The 19,979-nt window shown below is 37.6% G+C and carries 23 protein-coding genes, 1 rRNA gene and 1 riboswitch; of the genes, 19 read left to right on the top strand and 5 right to left on the bottom strand.

Annotation, left to right across the window (positions count from 1 at the left end; all coding sequences use genetic code 11):
- Positions 1-4 precede the first annotated feature (4 nt).
- The 5 genes from ruvA to glnA all read left to right on the top strand — a co-directional run bounded on the left by ruvA (position 5) and on the right by glnA (position 4,197).
- Positions 5-598, top strand: a complete 594-nt coding sequence (ruvA, locus tag LLA01S_RS01025; protein ID WP_011677255.1) for a Holliday junction branch migration protein RuvA — start codon at positions 5-7, stop codon at positions 596-598.
- Positions 599-745: 147 nt separating this feature from the next.
- Complete coding sequence (ruvB, locus tag LLA01S_RS01020; protein ID WP_061777694.1) at positions 746-1,747, top strand: Holliday junction branch migration DNA helicase RuvB; 1,002 nt, start codon at positions 746-748, stop codon at positions 1,745-1,747.
- Positions 1,748-1,891: 144 nt separating this feature from the next.
- Positions 1,892-2,329, top strand: a complete 438-nt coding sequence (locus LLA01S_RS01015; RefSeq protein WP_061777693.1) for a low molecular weight protein-tyrosine-phosphatase — start codon at positions 1,892-1,894, stop codon at positions 2,327-2,329.
- Positions 2,330-2,429: 100 nt separating this feature from the next.
- A complete protein-coding gene (locus LLA01S_RS01010) occupies positions 2,430-2,795 on the top strand; it encodes a MerR family transcriptional regulator (protein ID WP_011836114.1) in 366 nt (121 codons plus the stop codon).
- 61 nt (positions 2,796-2,856) lie between these two features.
- Complete coding sequence (gene glnA / locus LLA01S_RS01005) at positions 2,857-4,197, top strand: type I glutamate--ammonia ligase (protein ID WP_061777692.1); 1,341 nt, start codon at positions 2,857-2,859, stop codon at positions 4,195-4,197.
- Positions 4,198-4,257: 60 nt separating this feature from the next.
- Here glnA and LLA01S_RS01000 read toward each other — a convergent pair whose 3' ends face one another.
- Positions 4,258-4,458: a hypothetical protein gene (locus tag LLA01S_RS01000; protein ID WP_021164829.1), complete on the bottom strand. Its 201-nt coding sequence runs from the start codon at positions 4,456-4,458 to the stop codon at positions 4,258-4,260.
- Positions 4,459-4,675: 217 nt separating this feature from the next.
- On the opposite strand from LLA01S_RS01000, the gene LLA01S_RS00995 reads away from it, so the two are divergent.
- Positions 4,676-5,125: a hypothetical protein gene (locus LLA01S_RS00995; protein ID WP_011677249.1), complete on the top strand. Its 450-nt coding sequence runs from the start codon at positions 4,676-4,678 to the stop codon at positions 5,123-5,125.
- A 33-nt stretch (positions 5,126-5,158) separates the two neighbouring features.
- Here LLA01S_RS00995 and LLA01S_RS00990 read toward each other — a convergent pair whose 3' ends face one another.
- Complete coding sequence (locus tag LLA01S_RS00990; RefSeq protein WP_011677248.1) at positions 5,159-5,431, bottom strand: chorismate mutase; 273 nt, start codon at positions 5,429-5,431, stop codon at positions 5,159-5,161.
- Between the two features lie 83 nt (positions 5,432-5,514).
- Between LLA01S_RS00990 and msrC the strand changes: the two genes are divergently transcribed.
- Genes msrC through dnaX form a run of 3 tightly spaced genes read left to right on the top strand, consistent with a single transcriptional unit; the run spans position 5,515 to position 8,383 of the window.
- A complete protein-coding gene (gene msrC / locus LLA01S_RS00985; RefSeq protein ID WP_011677247.1) occupies positions 5,515-6,003 on the top strand; it encodes a free L-methionine (R)-S-oxide reductase MsrC in 489 nt (162 codons plus the stop codon).
- 31 nt (positions 6,004-6,034) lie between these two features.
- Positions 6,035-6,676 (top strand): phosphotransferase, encoded by a 642-nt coding sequence (locus LLA01S_RS00980; RefSeq protein ID WP_011677246.1) that lies wholly within the window; start codon positions 6,035-6,037, stop codon positions 6,674-6,676.
- A 45-nt stretch (positions 6,677-6,721) separates the two neighbouring features.
- Positions 6,722-8,383 (top strand): DNA polymerase III subunit gamma/tau, encoded by a 1,662-nt coding sequence (gene dnaX / locus LLA01S_RS00975; protein ID WP_011677245.1) that lies wholly within the window; start codon positions 6,722-6,724, stop codon positions 8,381-8,383.
- 33 nt (positions 8,384-8,416) lie between these two features.
- Here the strand turns inward: dnaX and LLA01S_RS00970 are convergent, their stop codons facing one another.
- On the bottom strand, positions 8,417-9,883 hold the full coding sequence (locus tag LLA01S_RS00970; protein WP_021164830.1) for an amino acid permease: 1,467 nt from the start codon (positions 9,881-9,883) through the stop codon (positions 8,417-8,419).
- 157 nt (positions 9,884-10,040) lie between these two features.
- Positions 10,041-10,222: riboswitch (Lysine riboswitch) on the bottom strand.
- Between the two features lie 182 nt (positions 10,223-10,404).
- On the opposite strand from LLA01S_RS00970, the gene LLA01S_RS00965 reads away from it, so the two are divergent.
- From LLA01S_RS00965 to LLA01S_RS00945, 5 genes are all read left to right on the top strand, one after another.
- Positions 10,405-11,259, top strand: coding sequence for an undecaprenyl-diphosphate phosphatase (locus tag LLA01S_RS00965; protein ID WP_021164831.1), 855 nt, complete (start codon positions 10,405-10,407; stop codon positions 11,257-11,259).
- 193 nt (positions 11,260-11,452) lie between these two features.
- Positions 11,453-11,746, top strand: coding sequence for a 30S ribosomal protein S6 (gene rpsF / locus LLA01S_RS00960; protein WP_011677242.1), 294 nt, complete (start codon positions 11,453-11,455; stop codon positions 11,744-11,746).
- A 29-nt stretch (positions 11,747-11,775) separates the two neighbouring features.
- Positions 11,776-12,276 (top strand): single-stranded DNA-binding protein, encoded by a 501-nt coding sequence (locus tag LLA01S_RS00955; RefSeq protein WP_011677241.1) that lies wholly within the window; start codon positions 11,776-11,778, stop codon positions 12,274-12,276.
- 171 nt (positions 12,277-12,447) lie between these two features.
- Positions 12,448-12,693 (top strand): 30S ribosomal protein S18, encoded by a 246-nt coding sequence (gene rpsR / locus LLA01S_RS00950; RefSeq protein WP_003131952.1) that lies wholly within the window; start codon positions 12,448-12,450, stop codon positions 12,691-12,693.
- 130 nt (positions 12,694-12,823) lie between these two features.
- Positions 12,824-13,609: a metallophosphoesterase gene (locus LLA01S_RS00945; RefSeq protein WP_021164832.1), complete on the top strand. Its 786-nt coding sequence runs from the start codon at positions 12,824-12,826 to the stop codon at positions 13,607-13,609.
- A 72-nt stretch (positions 13,610-13,681) separates the two neighbouring features.
- Here LLA01S_RS00945 and LLA01S_RS00940 read toward each other — a convergent pair whose 3' ends face one another.
- Together LLA01S_RS00940 and LLA01S_RS00935 are read right to left on the bottom strand one after the other, a co-directional pair.
- The gene (locus LLA01S_RS00940; RefSeq protein WP_011836103.1) at positions 13,682-13,990 is read right to left on the bottom strand and encodes a DUF960 domain-containing protein; all 309 of its coding nucleotides are present in this window, start codon (positions 13,988-13,990) and stop codon (positions 13,682-13,684) included.
- Positions 13,991-14,028: 38 nt separating this feature from the next.
- The gene (locus LLA01S_RS00935; RefSeq protein ID WP_011677238.1) at positions 14,029-14,877 is read right to left on the bottom strand and encodes a MurR/RpiR family transcriptional regulator; all 849 of its coding nucleotides are present in this window, start codon (positions 14,875-14,877) and stop codon (positions 14,029-14,031) included.
- A 368-nt stretch (positions 14,878-15,245) separates the two neighbouring features.
- Here LLA01S_RS00935 and gnd point away from each other — a divergent pair, with 368 nt between their 5' ends.
- The 5 genes from gnd to LLA01S_RS00915 all read left to right on the top strand — a co-directional run.
- Entirely contained in the window at positions 15,246-16,151 is a 906-nt protein-coding gene (gnd, locus tag LLA01S_RS00930) for a phosphogluconate dehydrogenase (NAD(+)-dependent, decarboxylating) (RefSeq protein ID WP_011677237.1), read from the top strand.
- Positions 16,152-16,417: 266 nt separating this feature from the next.
- Positions 16,418-17,926, top strand: coding sequence for a gluconokinase (gene gntK, locus LLA01S_RS00925; RefSeq protein WP_061777691.1), 1,509 nt, complete (start codon positions 16,418-16,420; stop codon positions 17,924-17,926).
- A gap of 136 nt (positions 17,927-18,062) precedes the next feature.
- A complete protein-coding gene (locus LLA01S_RS00920) occupies positions 18,063-19,331 on the top strand; it encodes a gluconate:H+ symporter (protein WP_439709038.1) in 1,269 nt (422 codons plus the stop codon).
- Positions 19,285-19,470, top strand: coding sequence for a GntT/GntP/DsdX family permease (locus LLA01S_RS13625; protein ID WP_396420764.1), 186 nt, complete (start codon positions 19,285-19,287; stop codon positions 19,468-19,470). The genes LLA01S_RS00920 and LLA01S_RS13625 overlap by 47 nt, the downstream gene beginning before the upstream one ends.
- Before the next feature lie 315 nt (positions 19,471-19,785).
- Positions 19,786-19,979: ribosomal RNA gene (locus LLA01S_RS00915) — 16S ribosomal RNA — on the top strand; the annotation flags it as partial.

The raw sequence follows: 19,979 nt of genomic DNA, 5'->3' as shown, positions 1-19,979 counted from the left end.
AAAAATGTTTGAATATCTAAATGGAAAATTAGTTAAAATTTCCCCAACAAATATCGTGATTGACCTATCGGGAATAGGTTATCTTATCAGCGTAGCCAATCCTTATGCTTGGTCTGCTTTAATGAATACAGAAGTAAAGATTTATGTTCATCAAGTTATTCGGGAAGATGCACATAGCTTATATGGTTTTGTTAATGAGTCCGAAAAAGCTTTATTCTTGCGCCTGATTAGTGTTTCAGGAATCGGCCCAAAGTCAGCTCTAGCTATTATTGCGGCAGCTGACAATGAAGGTTTAATCAATGCTATCGATAATAGCGATATTAAGTATTTGACGAAATTTCCAGGAGTTGGTAAAAAAACGGCCATGCAAATGGTGCTCGATTTAGCTGGGAAATTTGATGCGACAGGAGCTGTTGGGATTTCCCTTCTTGATGCTGCGCCTGCTGGTAATCTGGCTTTAGAAGAAGCCATTGAAGCTTTGCAAGCTTTGGGCTATAAGGCGACAGAACTCAAGAAAATTGAGAAAAAATTGGAGCAAGAAGCCGGATTAACCAGTGAAGAATATATCAAATCAGCCTTAAAACTTATGATGAAATAAAAATTACTGACAAAAAATCTAGTTGTCCTGTGATCAGGCTGTCAGTAAAATACAAACAGCTAGAGAAGTAATTGTTATTCGTAAGTGAATCTTTAAAGTTGATAAAAGCCCTGACAGCACATGAATTTCTAAAAGGAAGTCGAAACGATGAATGATATATTAAATAAAGAGCCAATGGAAGAGGATTATGGCATTGAAAAATCTCTTCGCCCCCAATTTTTCAATCAATACATTGGTCAAGACAAAGTCAAGGAACAGTTAGAAATCTTTATTAAAGCGGCAAAAATGCGGGAAGAAGTTTTGGACCATGTTTTACTCTTTGGTCCTCCCGGACTTGGAAAAACAACCATGGCTTTTGTGATTGCCAATGAACTTGGGGTTAATATTAAACAAACCGCTGGTCCTGCTATTGAGAAACCAGGTGATTTAGTCGCAATTTTGAATGAATTAGAACCTGGGGATGTCCTATTTATTGATGAAATTCATCGGATGCCCATGCAGATTGAAGAAGTGCTTTATAGCGCCATGGAAGACTTCTACATTGATATCATGCTTGGTTCTGGTGACGGCTCACGTTCGGTCCATTTAGACTTACCACCTTTTACTTTGGTTGGCGCAACAACGAGAGCTGGGATGCTTTCTAATCCATTGCGGGCCCGCTTTGGTATTTCTAGTCACATGGAATATTATCAAGAGCGTGATTTAGAGGAAATTGTTAAAAGAACAGCCGATATTTTTGAGGTTGAAGTCATTGATAATGCTGCTATGGAAATTGCTTTACGCAGTCGTGGGACTCCGCGGATTGCCAATCGTTTACTTAAACGAGTGCGTGATTTTGCCCAAATCATGGGTGATGGACGAGTGGATAAAGTTATTACAGACAAAGCCTTGACAATTCTTGATGTTGATGCTGCTGGTTTGGATTATATTGACCAAAAAATATTGCGCACAATGATTGAAATGTATCACGGTGGACCTGTTGGAATTGGGACTTTGGCAGTAAATATTGCTGAGGACCGCGAAACTGTCGAAGACATGTATGAGCCCTACTTGATTCAAAAAGGATTTTTGATGAGAACTAAACAGGGACGTAAAGTTACCCAAAGAGCTTATGAGCATTTGGGTTACGTTTATAATGAAGAGGAATGATAGAAATTCTAAAAGGAAAAGTTTGTCAGATTTTGGCAAGCTTTTTCCTTTTAGAATTCTGTCAGTAATATCTGATGAAATAAGGTATAATAGAATAAATGCTCAAAATTAGTTAATCTATAAATTATATAAAGTAAGGAACTCATGGAAAAAATTGTTTTTGTCTGTTTAGGAAATATTTGTCGTAGTCCAATGGCAGAATTTGTCATGAAAAATTTAGTGCTGAAATCAGAACACGAGTCCGAATTTATCATTGAAAGTCGTGCAACATCTTCTTGGGAGCACGGTAATCTAATTCACAGTGGTACTCAAGAAAAGCTGAGAGAACAAGGGATTGACTTTGATATTCATAAAAGCAGCCAAAAAATTACTAGCATTGATTTCTATGCGTTTGATAAAATTATCGCAATGGATGAATCTAACTTAAAAAATCTAAGGGAGATGGCGCCCGCTGGAACGGCTCATAAAATTGAAATGCTTTTAGATAATGACGTTCCAGACCCTTGGTTTACGGGAGATTTTCAAGAGACTTATCAACTAGTTAATGCAGGTTGTCAAAAATTATTAGATAAAATTGTCTAATAAATTTCAAATAAAAAGAACTGATGTGAGAAAATCTCACATTGAAGCTTGACTTTGCGAAAGACAAGGTCTATAATGATACCTATGGAGGCGAGATTTGGTGAAAGAACGTGAATTAAGACGCTCTATGGCGGTACTTCCAATAGGAACTGTCATGAAACTCACTGACTTAAGCGCAAGGCAGATTCGTTACTACGAAGAGCAAGAGCTTATTTTCCCAGAGCGAAGTGACGGTAATCGTCGCATGTATTCGCTCAATGACATAGATGCCCTTTTTGATATTGCTGATTTACTGCAAGAAGGCAATAATATTGCGGATATCAAGGAAATTTATGCAAAAAGGGATGCTAAAAAAGCTCAAACTTTATCTATCGGAGAAGTCCACCATGCACTTGAACGCGAATTTGCCCAACAAGGGAGATTCGGGACTCCTAATCCCACTCATTTTACCCAACCGCGGATGTAAATTTGGTTGACATAATTTGTCAAGCAAGTTTACAGCGAAAATTTAACTAGGAGAGTAAAGCATGACAATCACAGCAGCAGACATTCGTCGCGACGTCAAAGAAAAGGATATCAAATTCTTGCGTTTGATGTTTACAGACATTCTTGGAACACTTAAAAACGTTGAAGTTCCAGCAACAGATGAACAATTGGACAAATTATTTGAAAACAAAATGATGTTTGATGGTTCGTCAATTGAAGGATTCGTTCGTATCAATGAATCAGACATGTATCTTTATCCAGACCTTGACACTTGGATTGTTTTTCCTTGGGGTGACGAGTATGGTAAAGTCGCAGGTGTAATTTGTGATGTTTACACTCCGGAAGGTGAACCTTTCGCTGGTGACCCACGTGGTGTCTTGAAACGTAACCTCAAATCAATGGAGAAATTAGGTTTTAAGAACTTTAACCTTGGGCCTGAGCCTGAGTTCTTCCTTTTCAAACTTAATGAAAATTACGAACCAACACTTGAAGTAAATGACAAAGGTGGATATTTTGACCTTGCCCCAACAGACCTTGCAGGAAATACAAGACGTGAAATCGTTAATGTATTGACAGACCTTGGATTTGAAGTGGAAGCTTCTCACCATGAGGTAGCTATCGGTCAACATGAAATTGACTTTAAATACACTAATGCTTTAAAAGCGTGTGATAATATTCAAATCTTTAAACTTGTTGTTAAAACAATTGCGCGTAAACATGGTTTACATGCAACGTTCATGGCAAAACCAGTTCATGGGATCAATGGTTCTGGAATGCACTGTAACATGTCTTTATTTACTGAAGATGGTGCCAATGCTTTTGCTGATCCAGCTGGAGATATGGGACTTTCAGATGTTGCTCATAGCTTTATCGCCGGACTTTTGAAACATGCTTATAACTTTACAGCCATCACAAACCCAACTGTTAACTCATACAAACGTTTGGTTCCTGGTTATGAAGCCCCAGTTTATGTTGCTTGGGCTGGACGTAACAGATCGCCTTTGATTCGCGTTCCTGCTTCACGTGGTTTGTCAACTCGTGTAGAACTTCGTGCCGTTGACCCAACAGCAAATCCATATCTTGCTTTGGCTGTTCTTTTGGCAGCAGGTCTTGACGGTGTTGAAAATAAATTGGAAGCACCAGAAGCAATTGAATCAAACATCTATGTGATGACTGAAGAAGAACGCAAAGCACATGGAATTACAGATTTGCCTTCTACTTTACACAATGCGGTTAAGGCTTTGCGCGAAGACACAATCGTAACGGAAGCACTTGGCGAACACGTTTTGGTTAACTTTGTTGAGGCGAAGCGTATCGAATGGGCAAGCTATGCACAATTTGTATCACAATGGGAAATTGATAATTACTTAGAACTTTACTAATATATAAATATATAAAAAACACTGACAATGTCTGTCAGTGTTTTTATTTCATTCAATTTTTTAATCAATTTCAGTAATTATCAAGACGTTGAAAGCAGTTTTTCCGTCTTCAGCAATTAAAAATCCTTTGTGGTCTGCAACGTAATCAATTGCTGCTTGAAAATCAGCGAATTCTTTAACGATTGAGCAAGTGTTTACTGCGCCGACATAATTGTTTTCAGAGTCCTCGTAGTAATTGATTCCTTTAAATTTAAATTTCATAATAAAAAGTCCTTTCTTTGTTATAGTTTTATTATAGCAAATGGCCCTTATTTTTTATTGATAAAACTTTACATCAGGTTTGAAGTTACAAAAAGAGCCAGATTTTTTGAAAATTTCACAAAGTCAGTGTAAACTTGAGATAGGTTTTATGAATTTAAAAGGAGAAAGGAAGCGAATCCTAATACTTTTGATAAAAAGTAGGTTTGCATAGGAAAATATGGAACTTAATAATTTGAAAGATTCACTGACTACTTTGAAATATGGTGAAATTGCTACAGTTGCAATGATTGACCGAGGGGCATATGCGGAAATTGAGGAGTCGATTGAAGCAGAAACTAAAGATGATTCAAAGGTCGATTCAGGAGTTTTTAAAGAATTGGCTGCAATAGTTAAGGATAAAGATGAAGATTTAGTGGTAGTTGGGCGCTCAGATATTGACCGTGCTTTAACGACAGAAGACTTTGCTCACTTTATTGGTCAAATGACTAAGGAAAAACACATTGTTTTGGTTGAGTGTCTTTATTTAGGAACGACTGAAATCAAGGGATTTTTAAATGCTTTGAAAGAACAGGGCCTTTTAGAAAATAGTAAATTGATTTTACTTGATTTACCACAATTAGAATATATGATGTTGCGAGACAGTTTAGCTGGACAATTTAAATTATAAAAAAATTACTGACGAATTTTTGTCAGTAACTTTTTATTTTTCTCGTTTTTCTTTTTGATAGAGACGAGAATTTTTCATTATATCTTTATATGTATTAATAATTGTTTCTTGATAAGCAGGATTTTCAGTATTTTTTCGCGCTAAATCCAAAACGGCTTGTTCGCGTGAAGCATCTAAAATAGTAATTTCTTGCTTTTGTTTTTCTTGGCTAATTTCTTGAACAATTGTCATACGTTTTTCAAGAAGTCGAACGATTTCTTGGTCCACTTGATCAATATTGTTTCGAAGTTCTTCTAGTTTATTCATGGTTTTTATTATATCAAAACTAATCTAAAATTTGCCTTTAAAAAATGATATAATGAGTTATATTATTTTTGAGGAGCAACAAGATGAATAAACAAGAAAAAATCGAAGGTTATGAGTTGCTTAATTTGCAACTAAAAGCACTGTTGAGTGAACAAAATTATACACTCTCGAATTTAGCAAATGCAAGTAGTTTGCTTTGGAGCTTCTTGCCTGAGCAAGTCTACACTGGTTTTTATCTATATAATGGGGATAAACTAATTTTAGGACCCTTTCAAGGTTCAGTTTCTTGTGTTGAAATTGTGATGGGTAAAGGAGTTTGTGGAGAAGCAGCTCAAACTCGTCAAACAATGATTGTTGAAGATGTAAAAAAACACAAAAATTATATTTCCTGTGACGGACGTGCGATGTCTGAAATTGTGGTACCAATGGTTAAAGATGGCAACTTGGTGGGAGTTCTTGATTTGGACAGCTCTGAGGTTGGTTTTTATGATGAAATTGACCAAAAATACCTTGAAGAATTTGCTAGTATTTTATGTGACATGACCGATTTTAAATTTTTCGAAGTAGGTTAAGTCAAAAATTTGAAGAATATCGGAGAGAAAAATGAGTGAAATAGTTAAAAAGTTTATTGCTGACCGCTTTGATGGAAAAAAAGGATTTTCTGTAAATCCAGATAACATTGGTGATTCTCGTGAATTTGCACAAGAATTAGGAAGTTTTTTGTATCAATTGCATCATCTACCAACAAAAGAGGCGGGAGTACCTAATTTTGGAAATGCTTTTGCTGGTTCTGACTTGATTTTCTTTGAAGCAGAAATGATAGAGCTTTTGAAACTTTATCAAAAAGTAGTCCCTGCCGATTTATTGCAAGAAAAGTTCGATTTTGCTGCAAAAACAAAATGGACAAAAGCGCCCGTCTGGGTTTTAGGCGAATTGATTCCGCAAAATTTAATTGTTTCTGACGGAAAATTAGTTAATGTAAAAATTACTGACAAAGCTGTTAGTGGTGATCCAGCATATGATTTGGCGATTGCCTGGACAATTTTTGACGAAAAAAGTCGTAAAATATTTTTTGCATCTGCTGAAGCAGATCAAGCAACGATTGATAGAGCGAGAATGTTTGCACTCAGACAGGCGTTAAGAAACTATCAGTCACAAGATATTGATGAATTGATTCAATCTCGTGATGCCTCGACAGAAATTTTGAAAGATTTAAATTATAGCCTCGGACAAGATTTGTACTAAACGGCGATTTAAAAAGAATAGTAAGTAAAAAATTGGAAGAGAAAAATGGCATATCAAGCATTATATAGAAAATATCGAAGTCAGAGATTTGATGAAATGGTGGGACAAGAAGTTGTAGCGACGACGCTTAAAAATGCGATTGTCAATCATCAAATTTCACATGCTTATCTTTTTTCTGGTCCAAGAGGAACAGGGAAAACCTCTGCAGCTAAAATTTTTGCCAAGGCAATTAACTGCCCTAATCAAGTGGATGGAGAACCTTGTAATAATTGTTTTATTTGTGATTCAATCACAAAAGGAAGCTTAGATGATGTTATTGAACTTGATGCTGCTTCAAATAATGGGGTGGATGAAATTCGTGAAATTCGCGACAAGTCAACTTATGCGGCAAGTCAAGCAACTTATAAAGTTTATATCATTGATGAAGTGCATATGCTTTCGACAGGCGCCTTTAATGCACTTTTGAAAACCCTTGAAGAACCTACAGAAAATGTGGTTTTCGTTTTGGCTACGACTGAATTGCAAAAAATTCCAGCAACCATCATCTCAAGAGTTCAACGCTTTGCCTTTAAATCAATCACGACGGCCGATATTCGGACTTATTTAGGAAAAATTCTTGGGGACGAAGGGGTTGAATTTGAAGATAAAGCCCTTGATGTGATTGCTAAAGCAGCTGAGGGCGGGATGCGAGATGCTTTGTCCTTGCTAGACCAAGCCTTATCTTTTTCAGCAGGAAAATTGGAAGAAGAAGACGCCTTGCTTGTCACAGGCTCAATTGCGGCGGATGCTTTAGTGAGTTATGTCTCAGCACTTTTTGAAAATGACGAAGAAAAAGCGCTGACAGAACTGGATAAGATTTTTGCCGAAGGTAAAAATATGCTTCGTTTTACAGAAGATTTACTTGCCTATCTTCGCGATTTGCTTTTGGATAAGAATGCTCAATATGAACGCAATCAAATTTTTTCTTGGATAGATATTGCGATTGAGAGCTTGAAAACGATAAAGGAAACAACACAAACGAAGATTGCGGCAGATGTCATGACTATGCGTTTGGCCGAAGTGGGTCAAACACATTTGCTGACAGCTTCGCAAGCAGAAGTTCCTAATGAAATAGGTGCTGAAATTGCTGCCCTAAAAGCAGAAATCAATCAGTTGAAAGCTCAGATTTCAACAGGTCAAGTTCAAGAAAGTTCAGATTCTCAAAATAATCCTTTAACACGAGAAGTTAGAGAACGTCCAAAAGCGGTAGCGCCTAAAAAACGACAGATTAATAAAGATTTAATTTATAAAGCTCTGGCTGAAGCAACAAATGAGGCTAGAAAGGCTGCATTAAGCGCTTGGCCTGAACTTGTTGCCTCGGTGACTAAACCGGCAGACCGAGCTTTACTTAATAATACCTCTCCAGTCGCTGCCTCAGAGAACTTTGTTGTTGTGACCTTTCCTCATGAAAATCTTGCAAAAAGAGTCAGTGAAAACGAAGAGTTGCAAAATTTTTGTGGTAATCTCTTAAGTTCGATTATTGGTTTTGCTCCAGAAATAATTTCGCTTGCTGAACAAGATTGGCAAGAAGTTCGAGCAGAATATGTGTCTAATCTAAAATCAGAGAGCCCCCAAGAAGATGAAGAGCAAGAAGACGAAAAAATAGATGAAACAGTTACATTAGCTAAAGAGCTTTTTGGTGAGAAAGTTGTTGAAATTAATGATTAATAAATAAAAAAGCCGCTCATTGAGCGACTTTTTTTAATCTTTATGACGACTTAAATCTACATCTTTTAGTGGAATAAGTTTTGTTTTGTTTTTAAATTTATAACCTAAGTAAAGAATAAAGAAGAGTGGAATTGCGGCATACATGACCACCCCTTGCACCCAAGTTTTTCCAAACAATAACATTGGGTCTTGACCTAACGTTACTAAAACGGTCATAATGAGAGCTAAAATCGGACCAAATGGGAAGAGTTTAGCATGATAAGGAAGTTTTTTCACGTCTTTTCCTTGAGCAACATAAGCCCGACGGAAGCGGAAATGGCTAATCGCAATTCCAATCCAAGCAATGAAACCAGTTAAACCAGAAGCAGAGGCTAGGAAAGTAAAGAAGCTGACCCCATAAATTGAAGTTAAGAATGTGAGCAATGCAACAGCGGTTGTTGCCAACAAGGCGATGAAAGGAATCCCGTTTTTAGAAGTTTTTGAGAAGATTTTTGGTGCACCACCATCTTTAGCCAAAGAATAAAGCATTCGAGTAGAGGCGTACATTCCAGAATTGGCCGCAGAAACAACAGATGTTAAAACAACGGCATTCATGATAGAGGCTGCGATAGAAAATCCAACACGTTCAAATACAATTGTGAACGGACTTTGAGCTGCCGAATTACCACCGACCAAATGTGGGTCTGTGAATGGAATGATTGCTGCCATTACAAATATCGATAAAATATAAAAGACAAGGATACGCCAGAAAATCGAGTTCATGGCTTTGGGAATTGATTTTTCTGGATTTTCGGCTTCACCAGCAGTAATTCCGAGTAGCTCTGTTCCTTGGAAAGAGAAACCAGCAACTAAGAGAACACCAAGAATTCCTCCACCAGTCGTGAAGCTACCAAGTCCTCCGACAAATCCATGATTACCAACTGAAAGATTTTTAGCGACATCAATATGTCCGCCCATAATTCCAAAAATAGATAAGAAGCCAATAATCAAGAATAAAACAACGACGGTAATTTTAATGGCTGACAACCAATACTCTGTTTCACCAAAAGTTTTAACTGATAAGGCATTGATTGAAAAGACGATAATCAAAGCAATCAGTGAAAAAATCCAACTTGGAACATCAGGTAACCAGAATTTGATACAAAGAGCAACGGCGGTTAAATCAACTGCTACTGTAATTGCCCAGTTTAACCAATAATTCCAACCTAGAGCAAAACCAAATGCTGGATCAACATAACGTGTTCCATAGTCTGAAAAAGAACCAGACGTTGGTAGATAAGTGGCCATTTCGCCGAGTGAAGTCATGAGGAAGTAAACCATTGCTCCGATAAGAACATAGGCAGTCAGTGCCCCAAATGGTCCTGCCGTGTGAATGACATCGCCTGAAGTGAGAAATAAACCAGTTCCGATTGTCCCACCAAGGGCAATCATGGATACATGACGTGATTTTAAGCCGCGTTTTACTTGCGTCTCAGTAGTTGAGTTTGAAGAATTTTCCAAAATTCTCTCCCTAATAAAATTTATTCTACACCGACTTGTTAGACTCAGACTTACCCTCACTCCTGTTTAGTTTAGAAAAGTCTGAGAAAAACAAAAAAAGCAATCCTACTAGATAGAATAGATTGCTAAAGGTCCGACAAAATTTTAAAAATTTTCTTGAACGAATAGCCCTCCGCATGGTTCTTAACCATTTGCGACAGTCTAGTGAGTTTTCCTCACTAGCCCAAGAACTTTGCTGAGCGTCAAAATTCTTTCGGCAACTTCTCCCCCTCTAATACGCGTCTTTGTTGTGCTCCAACTCGGCGTAGATTCATATCAGTTGCGACCTCTATCGATGTGTTAGTTGTAATTCTAGCGCAATTTTGGAATGATGTCAAGGATGAGAATGTAAAATTAGTTACAAGTAATCAGTTTTTTTGTAAGTTTATTCATTCCCCTTTATATGATATACTTAGAAAGTAAGACTGCTCTGTCAGTCGATAAAAATCAGTCTTTTTACTGAAATTTTCTAGGAGCAAAATATGGATTTTATTCGTGCCATTATTTTAGGTATTATTGAAGGGATCACTGAGTGGTTACCTATTTCTTCAACGGGGCATTTGATTATCGCTGATGAGTTCATTCGGCTTAATCAATCAGCTGCTTTTAAAGAAATGTTTGATGTTGTGATTCAATTGGGAGCGATTTTGTCGGTCGTTGTTTTATATTTTCATAAGTTGAATCCATTTAATAAGTTAAATCCCGCTGACAAACAAAAGACACCACGTGAAATTCAATTAACTTGGCGTTTGTGGTTGAAAGTTTTGATTGCCGCTTTACCGGCAGCAATTATTGGATTGCCACTTAATGATTGGTTAGATAAGCATTTTTATCACTTTGTTCCGGTTGCCTTTATGTTAATTATCTATGGGGTAGCCTTCATTGTTATTGAACGACGTTGGGTACCGAATCATGAATTTTCCGTGATGGACATTGACCGCTTGCCATATCGTGCGGCCCTTTATATTGGTTTGTTCCAAGTGTTATCTTTGCTTCCGGGAACTTCACGTTCTGGCGCGACTATTGTGGGTGCCTTGTTAATTGGAGTAAGTCGTGAAGTTTCTGCAGAATTTACCTTTTTCCTAGGAATTCCAGTCATGTTTGGAGCAAGTTTTATCAAAATTCTTCACTTCTTTAAAAATGGAAACTCTTTAAATCTTGAGCAATTTGGCGTCTTACTGGTTGCCTGTCTGGTTGCCTTTGGGGTATCAATGATTGCTATTAAGTTCTTGACGGATTATGTGAAAAAACACGATTTTACTTTCTTTGGGAAATATCGTATTGTCCTAGGGATTGTTCTCCTTATTTATGCAGCCTTTAAAGCCTTTTTAGGATAAAAGTTAAAAAGATAACAGTAACCATTTTCTGGAGGCTGTTTTTCTTTTTAAATAGATAATAGTTACTGCCCAATAGTTTTAAATCTATTCTTGCGAAAAACAAAAAAAAGTGATAGAATATAACTCTGTGGGAAAAACTCACAACTTGCGCAGGACTCAACCTGCGTCATTAGTCCAAAAGGAGGAAAAATCAATGACTAAATACGAAATTCTTTATATTATTCGCCCAAACATTGATGAAGAAGCAAAAACTGCCCTCGTTGAACGTTTCGATGCTATCTTGACTGAAAACGGAGCTGCAAATCTTGAGTCTAAAGACTGGGAAAAACGCAAACTTGCTTACGAAATCAATGATTTCCGCGAAGGTATCTACCACATCGCAACTTTTGAAGCTGAAACAACTTCAGAAGCTTTGAGCGAATTTGACCGTCTTGCTAAGATCAACCTTGACATTCTTCGTCATATGATCGTTAAAGTTGAAGCTTAAGAGCTTTTATTTCTAAGGAGAAGTTCATTATGATTAACAATGTTGTATTAGTGGGACGCATTACTCGCGATCCTGAACTTCGTTACACCCCTCAAAATCAAGCTGTTGCTACTTTTTCATTGGCTGTAAATCGTCAATTTAAAAATGCTAACGGTGAACGTGAGGCTGATTTCATTAACTGCGTTATTTGGCGCCAACAAGCTGAAAATTTGGCAAATTGGGCTAAAAAAGGAGCTTTGATCGGTGTAACTGGTCGAATTCAAACACGTAATTATGAAAATCAACAAGGTCAACGCGTTTATGTGACTGAGGTTGTGGCTGATAGTTTCCAAATGTTGGAAAGTAGATCTGCTCGCGATGGTATGGGAGGCGGAGCTTCTGCCGGTTCATATTCTGCACCAAGCCAATCTACAAATAATACTCCACGTCCACAAACGAATAATAATAGTGCAACACCGAATTTCGGTCGTGATGCTGACCCATTTGGTAGCTCACCTATGGAAATCTCGGATGATGACCTTCCATTCTAATAGGGCGGAATAATTGACGCTAAAGCGCCTAATTATTTCACGGAAACCGCTATGGCGGATTTCCTAGTCCTCTTATTAGTTATTATGAAAAGCAGAATCGGCTTTTCATAATAACGTCGTACCTAGAAAACTTTAAACAGGCATCTAAAAAATAATATAAGGAGAAATAAAATGGCACAACAACGTCGTGGCGGCTTCAAACGCCGTAAAAAAGTTGACTTCATCGCTGCAAACAAAATCGAAGTCGTTGACTACAAAGACACTGAACTTTTGAAACGTTTCATCTCAGAACGTGGTAAAATCTTGCCACGTCGCGTAACTGGTACATCTGCTAAAAACCAACGTAAAGTGGTTAATGCAATCAAACGCGCGCGCGTAATGGCTTTGCTTCCATTCGTAGCTGAAGACCAAAACTAATAAATGAAAAGACTACTTTGGTAGTCTTTTTTTATACAAAATTTACTGACAGCTTTACTCAAATGATTTTGTCAGCATTTTTTTAATTAATGCTATGTTTTTGTCAGTAAATTTATGATAGAATAGACAAATGATTGGATTGATAATAGGAGCATTGCTCTTGATTTTGTTAATTTATGGTGTTTTTATAGAACCACATGTCATGAAAGTAAGACATGTAAAAATCGCTCAAAAACAAAATATAAAAATTGCTCATTTTACCGATACGCATTTTGCTTGGCATACAAGTAGTCGACGATTTATAAAATTTGCTCGAAATATTGCTGACGAAAAACCAGACTTAATTATTTTTTCTGGTGATTTGTTTGATAAGGTTGCTTGGGCAAAAGATAAGAATTGGAGTGAGTTACTGGTGATATTGTCAGGGCTTAACGCTCCTTTAGGAAAATTTGCGATACTTGGTAATCATGATTTTGATGATGAAAAATCTTCTGGCTTTGTTGAAGGGTTTTTAGAAAAAGCTGGATTTACTCTTTTAAAAAATAGATCAGTATTAGTGGATAATGCTCAAAGGACATTATCTGTTTCCGGTGTTGATGACTGGCGCGAGGGGCAACCCGACTTGGAGCTTTATCCGCTTGAGGCGTCTTTTTCGCTTTTAGCACTTCATGAACCTGATACTGTTTTAGATATGGAAACAATCAATCAATTTGATTTGATTTTATCGGGGCATAGCCATGGTGGACAAATTCGGATTGGAAATTGGCGACTACATAACAAGGGTTCAAGTAGTGCTGATGGTGGATTGTATCAACTGAATGAACGGACAAAATTATATGTGAACCGTGGGATTGGCTTGACTTTCTTACCCATTCGTTTTGGGGTGCCGCCAGAAATTGTCTATTATGAAATTTAAAAAAACTGTCAGTAATTTTGACAGTTTTTTTTATTTTTGAAATTACTGACAGATGGATTGAGTTTTCTGTCATTACATTTCTCGTGCAGTCATGATTGTTTCACGTCCCATATTGTCCACTGCTCGATAATGAAGTGGCCAATCAGGATTAAATGGATAGCCAAAATCAACTAGAACAGTGGTTGGGCTATTATCTTGAGAGAAACGAATCGAAAGTAAATTATCAGAGTTGACTAAGTCAAAATTAATAATGGTTTCCATCGGAAAAACGCCTTTTAAGTGATGGTCAATAATGAACCAAAAAGCATCGATTACTTCTCCAGGAATAGACGCGACGGTATCAAAACTTGCGTAGCGTCGTCTAGTGTTAGAAAATGCCATAAAATCACATCCTTTCTCTAAAATGAAATGGATAAATTCTAAGAAATACGTGAATCGCTAATTACTTTTCGGATTTCAGATAAAGTTCCCTCGGAAACATCTTTCATTTTCATTCCATACATCATGAAAAGAGCATCGAGTAAACTAATTTGAGAAACGGTCGAAGCTACTGCCTCGGGTCGGAAAGAAATTTCTTCAGAAATAGAAATGAGCGCCACATCAGCAGCCTTTGCTAAAGGAGAGCTGGCAAAGGAGGTTAGTGCAATAATTGGCACACCCCGACTTTTCAAAATTTCGACTAAATGCATCGTATCTTTGTTTTTTCCTGTATGTGAAATCACAAAAGCACAATCTTCGCTTGTCAATTTTGCGGCTTGCATTTGTTGAAAATGGAAATCCTGATGATAGACACAGTGTAGAGGCATTCTCAAAAATTTATGAAAAGCAATCAAAGCGACAGCGTTTGAACCACCTAAACCAAAAAAACCACAAGTATTAGCTTTGAGTAATATTTCCATTGTTTGGTCAAGTTGTCTGTTACTAATAAGATTTAAAGTTGAATTTAGTGATGAAATATTGCCGTTGAAGTTTTTTGTCAGTATTTCTTTATAATCATCAGTAGGTGAAAGTTCGCTAAAAAATTCATCATCTCGCGTTGAATCAGTGGCGTGAATGGCCAGCTTCAATTCTTGGAAAGAATTAAAGCCGATTTTTTTGGAAAATCTGGAAATTGTAGCGGTTGAGACTTGGGTTTTCTGAGCAAATTCTTGAATTGACAGCATCGCAGCGCTATCAATATTTGCAATTAAATAGTCAGAAATTGCCTGGTCTGATTTACTGAGGTTATCATAATAACTTCGGATTCGGCTGATTAAAGTACGCGACATATCAAGCCTCCTTCTAATTGACTACATTATACCATAGCCAGTAACACGAAACAATATTTCGTGTACTGGCTATCATCTTATTATGACCGAACGATGCGAAAACGATAATTTTCCGCTGAGTGAGTAATAAGGTATCTAGGAAGCTCGCTATAGCGACTTCCGTCTGCGCGTTCACGCTTTAGCGTGTTATAAGCAGTGATACTTATACCATAAATACGATTCCCCGATTTATAAGAAATTCCGAATTAGTCACTTGAAATTGTTTTGACAAATCAGAAAATATTTTACAAAAAATATTGTTGACAAATGAAAAAAATTACTTATACTAAAGTTAGCAAAAAGAAAGCGATACCACGGAGGAAAAAGTGATGAAATTTGGTATGATTGGTTTAGGGAAAATGGGAATGAATCTTGTGAAAAATGCAGTTGATCACGAGATAGAAGTTGTAGCCTACGATGTTAATGCTGAGGCTGTGGAAGAGGCTGGGAATTATTCAGAAAAAATTACAGCAGTTAAAAGCATTGACGAATTACTGGCAGAGTTGTCAGAGCCAAAAATTATTTGGTTGATGCTTCCAGCTGGGAAAGCAACAAATTCAACAATTGAATTACTATCAGAGAAGCTGTCAGCAGCTGATATCCTTATTGATGGTGGAAATTCTAATTACAAAGACAACTTAGAACAAAATAAATTACTGACAGAAAAAGGAATCAAATTTTTTGATGTTGGAACCTCTGGTGGAATGGCTGGGGCTCGTCAAGGTGGTAACTTTATGATAGGTGGCGACGATGAAAATTCTTGGTCAGTGATTGAGCCTATCTTCAAAGCAATTTCAACAGAAAATGGTTATCTTTATACAGGAAAACTTGGAAGTGGTCATTACTTAAAGATGATTCACAATGGAATCGAGTATGGCATGATGCAAGCCATTGCTGAGGGTTTTGAAATTTTAGAACAATCACCATTTGATTATGATTATGAAGCCGTGGCAAAATTATGGAATCACGGGTCAGTCATCCGAAGCTGGTTGATGGAGCTTGCACAAGATCAATTTTCCAAAGACCCTAAACTTGACCAAATTATTGGCCGCGTACAATCCTCAGGAGAAGGAAAGTGGACCATTGAAGAAAGTTTAGATTTAGGCGTTCCGGCTCCGGTTATCGCCTTATCCCTGATGATGCGCCAACGTTCATTACAAGAAGACACAATGACTGGTAAAGTCGTTGCTGCTTTACGTAATGGTTTTGGTGGACATGAAGTAGAACAAAAATAAGTTACTGACGAAAAGTTGAGTAGGTCCATAAAAGCTTTGTGTATGGTTATCCTCTGACGGCTTGTTCATTGCACTAGGTTTCTTAAAATCTACCGAAATGAAGCAGGCGATAAGGCTCTTATCGACGTCAGTAACAAAATAATCAACTGACAGAAATTCCATAGAAGACAGGCGTTTAAGTGCTTAAGCTTCTTGGGTGGTAAGTTCCAGTTTATAATTTGAACTTGGACCTGTCAGCAAATATATATAGAAGAAAAGGAGCGCCAATGCAATATTTAATAGGCGTAGATTTAGGGACAACGGCGACCAAGGCAGTGCTTTTTGAAAAAGATGGTAAGATTATTGCAAGTAGTAGTCAAGCCTACCCTCTTCATCGTGATGCTAGCGGAATGGCAGAAGAATCACTCGAAGAAATTTTTGAAGCAGTCTTAGTAACCATTCGAGAAGTTTCAATTAATTTAGAAGACGAAGACGAACTCCTAGTAGTTTCCTTTAGTACACAAATGCACTCACTGATTGCTTTTGATGAAAATTGGCAACCACTTACAAGACTAATTACTTGGGCAGACACGAGGGCTGTGAAATACACAGAACAAATCAAAGCCTCTAAAAAAGGATTCGATATTTATCGGAGAACAGGAACCCCTCTTCATCCGATGGCTCCTTTATCTAAATTTATGTGGTTACAAGCGGAATACCCAAGTATCTATCAAAAAGCAGCTCATTACTTGGAGTTGAAAGGTTACATTTTTCAGCGACTTTTCGGAACTAATAAAATTGACTTATCAACGGCAACAGGAACCGGTGTTTTCAATATTTTTGAACTTCAGTGGGATAAAGAAGCGCTGGAAATGACTGGGATTAAGGAAAGTCAGTTACCAAACGTGGTTGAGCCTTATGAAATTGAAGAAAATCTTCCGCACGAATATGCAAAAAAAATGGGGATTCAAAGTAGCACAAAATTTATTTGGGGAGCAGCTGACGGACCTTTATCAAACTTAGGAGTCAATGTCATCAAACCGGGTGTTGCAGCCATAACTATTGGAACATCTGGGGCCATTCGAGTGGTGACCGACAGACCAAAAACAGATGAAAAAGGACGTACCTTTACATATGCTTTAGACAGAGAGCATTGGGTAGTGGGTGGTCCAGTTAATTCTGGAGGTGATGTTTTCCGATGGGCTCGTGACCAGATTTTTGATGGAAAAATCACTTTTGATGAAGTCACTGAGCTTGCAGCAAACATTTCACCAGGAGCTGACGGTCTGCTTTTCCATCCTTACCTCGGTGGAGAACGGGCACCGATTTGGGATGCTAATGCCAGAGGTTCATTTTTTGGCTTGAATTATGGTCATAACCGAAGTCACATGGCGCGTAGCGTTCTTGAAGGAGTTATTTTTAATATCTATATGGTTGCTCTTAGTCTTGTTGAAGTAGTGGGTGACTTCAACATGATTCAAGCAACAGGAGGATTCACAAGTTCTGAATTATGGACACAAATTCTTGCAGATATCTTTGAACAACCGATTAATGTTCCTGAAAGTCGAGAAGCTGGTTGTTTAGCAGCAGTTATTATGGCTGAGAAAGCATTAGGGCTCATTGACGACATTAGTGAAATTGAAAAGATGGTAGGGACTAACCAAACTTACCAACCCAATCCAGAAAATTTCAGTATTTATCGAGAAATAAGTCCAATATTTATCCGACTTTCTCGCTCGTTTTTAGCAGAATATGAAAATATCGCGAATTTTCAAAGAAAATTTGAAAAAGACTAAATTTAGATTCTAAAAAACTCAATACCTACTATACTTAAGATAAAGCAAGTATTGAGTTAAATTTTAAATGCAAATTGTAAGCGCAAGCAACTGATGTTTACACAATGTCTTCAAGATTTTTGAAAGGAAAAAACAAATGATTGATTTACTTGTACTTTTAATTGGAGTGTTAATTCTTCTGTTGATGATTATCAAATTTAAGATTAACACCTTTGTATCACTAATTGTTGTAGCGGTTCTAGTTGGGTTGGGTCTTGGGATGCCCCTAGGACAAATTCCTGTTTCCATCCAAAACGGAATAGGAGGATCATTAGGAGAATTAGCAATCGTCTTTGGTTTTGGTGCGATGCTTGGGCGTTTAATTGCTGACGCTGGCGGTGCCTACCGAATTTCCAAAACTCTCATTAATAGTTTTGGTAAAAAGAGAATTCAATGGGCCATCATGGTTGCCAGTTTTATCATTGAAATTGCTATCTTCTTTGAAGTAGGTATGGTTCTATTGATTCCGATTGTCTTTGCCGTTGCCTTGGAAGCCAGTGTACCTTTGATTTATCTTGGGATTCCGATGGCTGCAGGGCTTTCAGTTACGCATGGCTTCTTGCCACCGCATCCAGCACCTATTGCTATTGCTGGTGTACTTGGTACAAATCCCGGGACAGTTCTACTTTACGGGATAATCGCGGCGATTCCTACAGTTATTATTGCCGGTCCAGTTTTCACAAAAATTGCTAGAAAATGGGTACCAGAAGCTTTTGTTGTAAAAAATAAACTCTCTGCTTTTGGTGAAATAAAAGAGTGGAAACTTGAAGAAACACCAGGCTTTGGAATATCTATCTTGACAGCTCTTATGCCAGTAATTTTAATGGCAATTAGTACAGTTTATTCTATTGCGACTAATGATGGGAAACCCTTTGCCGCAGTAACGACAAGTGCGATGAAAGCTGGTAAAGTAGTTACGACGACGACTTATCCTTCAAGTATTGTTGAAAATGTGATGATGTTCATCGGAAATCCAGTGTCAGCAATGATTATTTCCCTGCTCTTTGCCTTAGTTACTATGGGTTGGATGCGCCGTAAGAAAAATTCTGAAATTGCTTCTTCAATTGCGGATTCAGTTAAATCAATTGCCATGCTTTTATTAGTCATTGGTGGAGGAGCAGCGCTCAAACAAATTCTTATTGATGGTGGAATCTCAGTTCAAATCGCTAATATGTTTAAAGATTCACCCCTTTCTCCTTTATTGCTTGCTTGGATTATCACAGTTATCTTAAGGGTTGCATTGGGATCAGCGACAGTGGCTGCCCTAACAGCAGCAGGTCTAGTTCCTTGCTACAGCATCTCCAAATACAGCAGCTTTGATGGTTTTGGCGATAGGTGCCGGTTCAATTGCAGCTTCACATGTTAATGATGCTGGATTCTGGATGTTTAAAGAGTATTTTGATTTAGATGTGAAACAAACCTTAAAAACATGGACAGTCTTAGAAACAATTATCGCAGTAGTAGGTTTAGGAATGGTAATGTTGATGAGTATTTGGATTCACTGATAAAAAAATAAGTCATTTTTTGACTTATTTTTTTATTTTCTCTAAGCCAGTGGTAGCACGCGATAAAACGCTATCAAAGTTCGTTAAAAACGAACGAAAGTAAAAGAAATTCTAAAAAGTTACATTAAATTCTTGACAGGGAGAAATAGATTTGATAGAATATAATAGTTGTCGCGAGAGACGAGCGTTGAAGCGCGACAAGCTAGACCATTGAAAACTGAATAAAGAAGAATGACTCATGTGATGTAGCAATACATCAAAAATCTGTCAATCAATAATGAAAGACAAGCCAGTCACTTCGGTGACTTAAATACTTTATTTGAGAGTTTGATCCTGGCTCAGGACGAACGCTGGCGGCGTGCCTAATACATGCAAGTTGAGCGCTGAAGGTTGGTACTTGTACCAACTGGATGAGCAGCGAACGGGTGAGTAACGCGTGGGGAATCTGCCTTTGAGCGGGGGACAACATTTGGAAACGAATGCTAATACCGCATAAAAACTTTAAACAC

Source organism: Lactococcus cremoris subsp. cremoris NBRC 100676 (genome assembly GCF_001591705.1).
GTDB classification, from domain to species: Bacteria; Bacillota; Bacilli; order Lactobacillales; family Streptococcaceae; genus Lactococcus; species Lactococcus cremoris.
The sequence above is the reverse complement of the archived record's forward strand: the minus strand, read 5'-3'. Positions and strand labels throughout refer to the sequence as shown.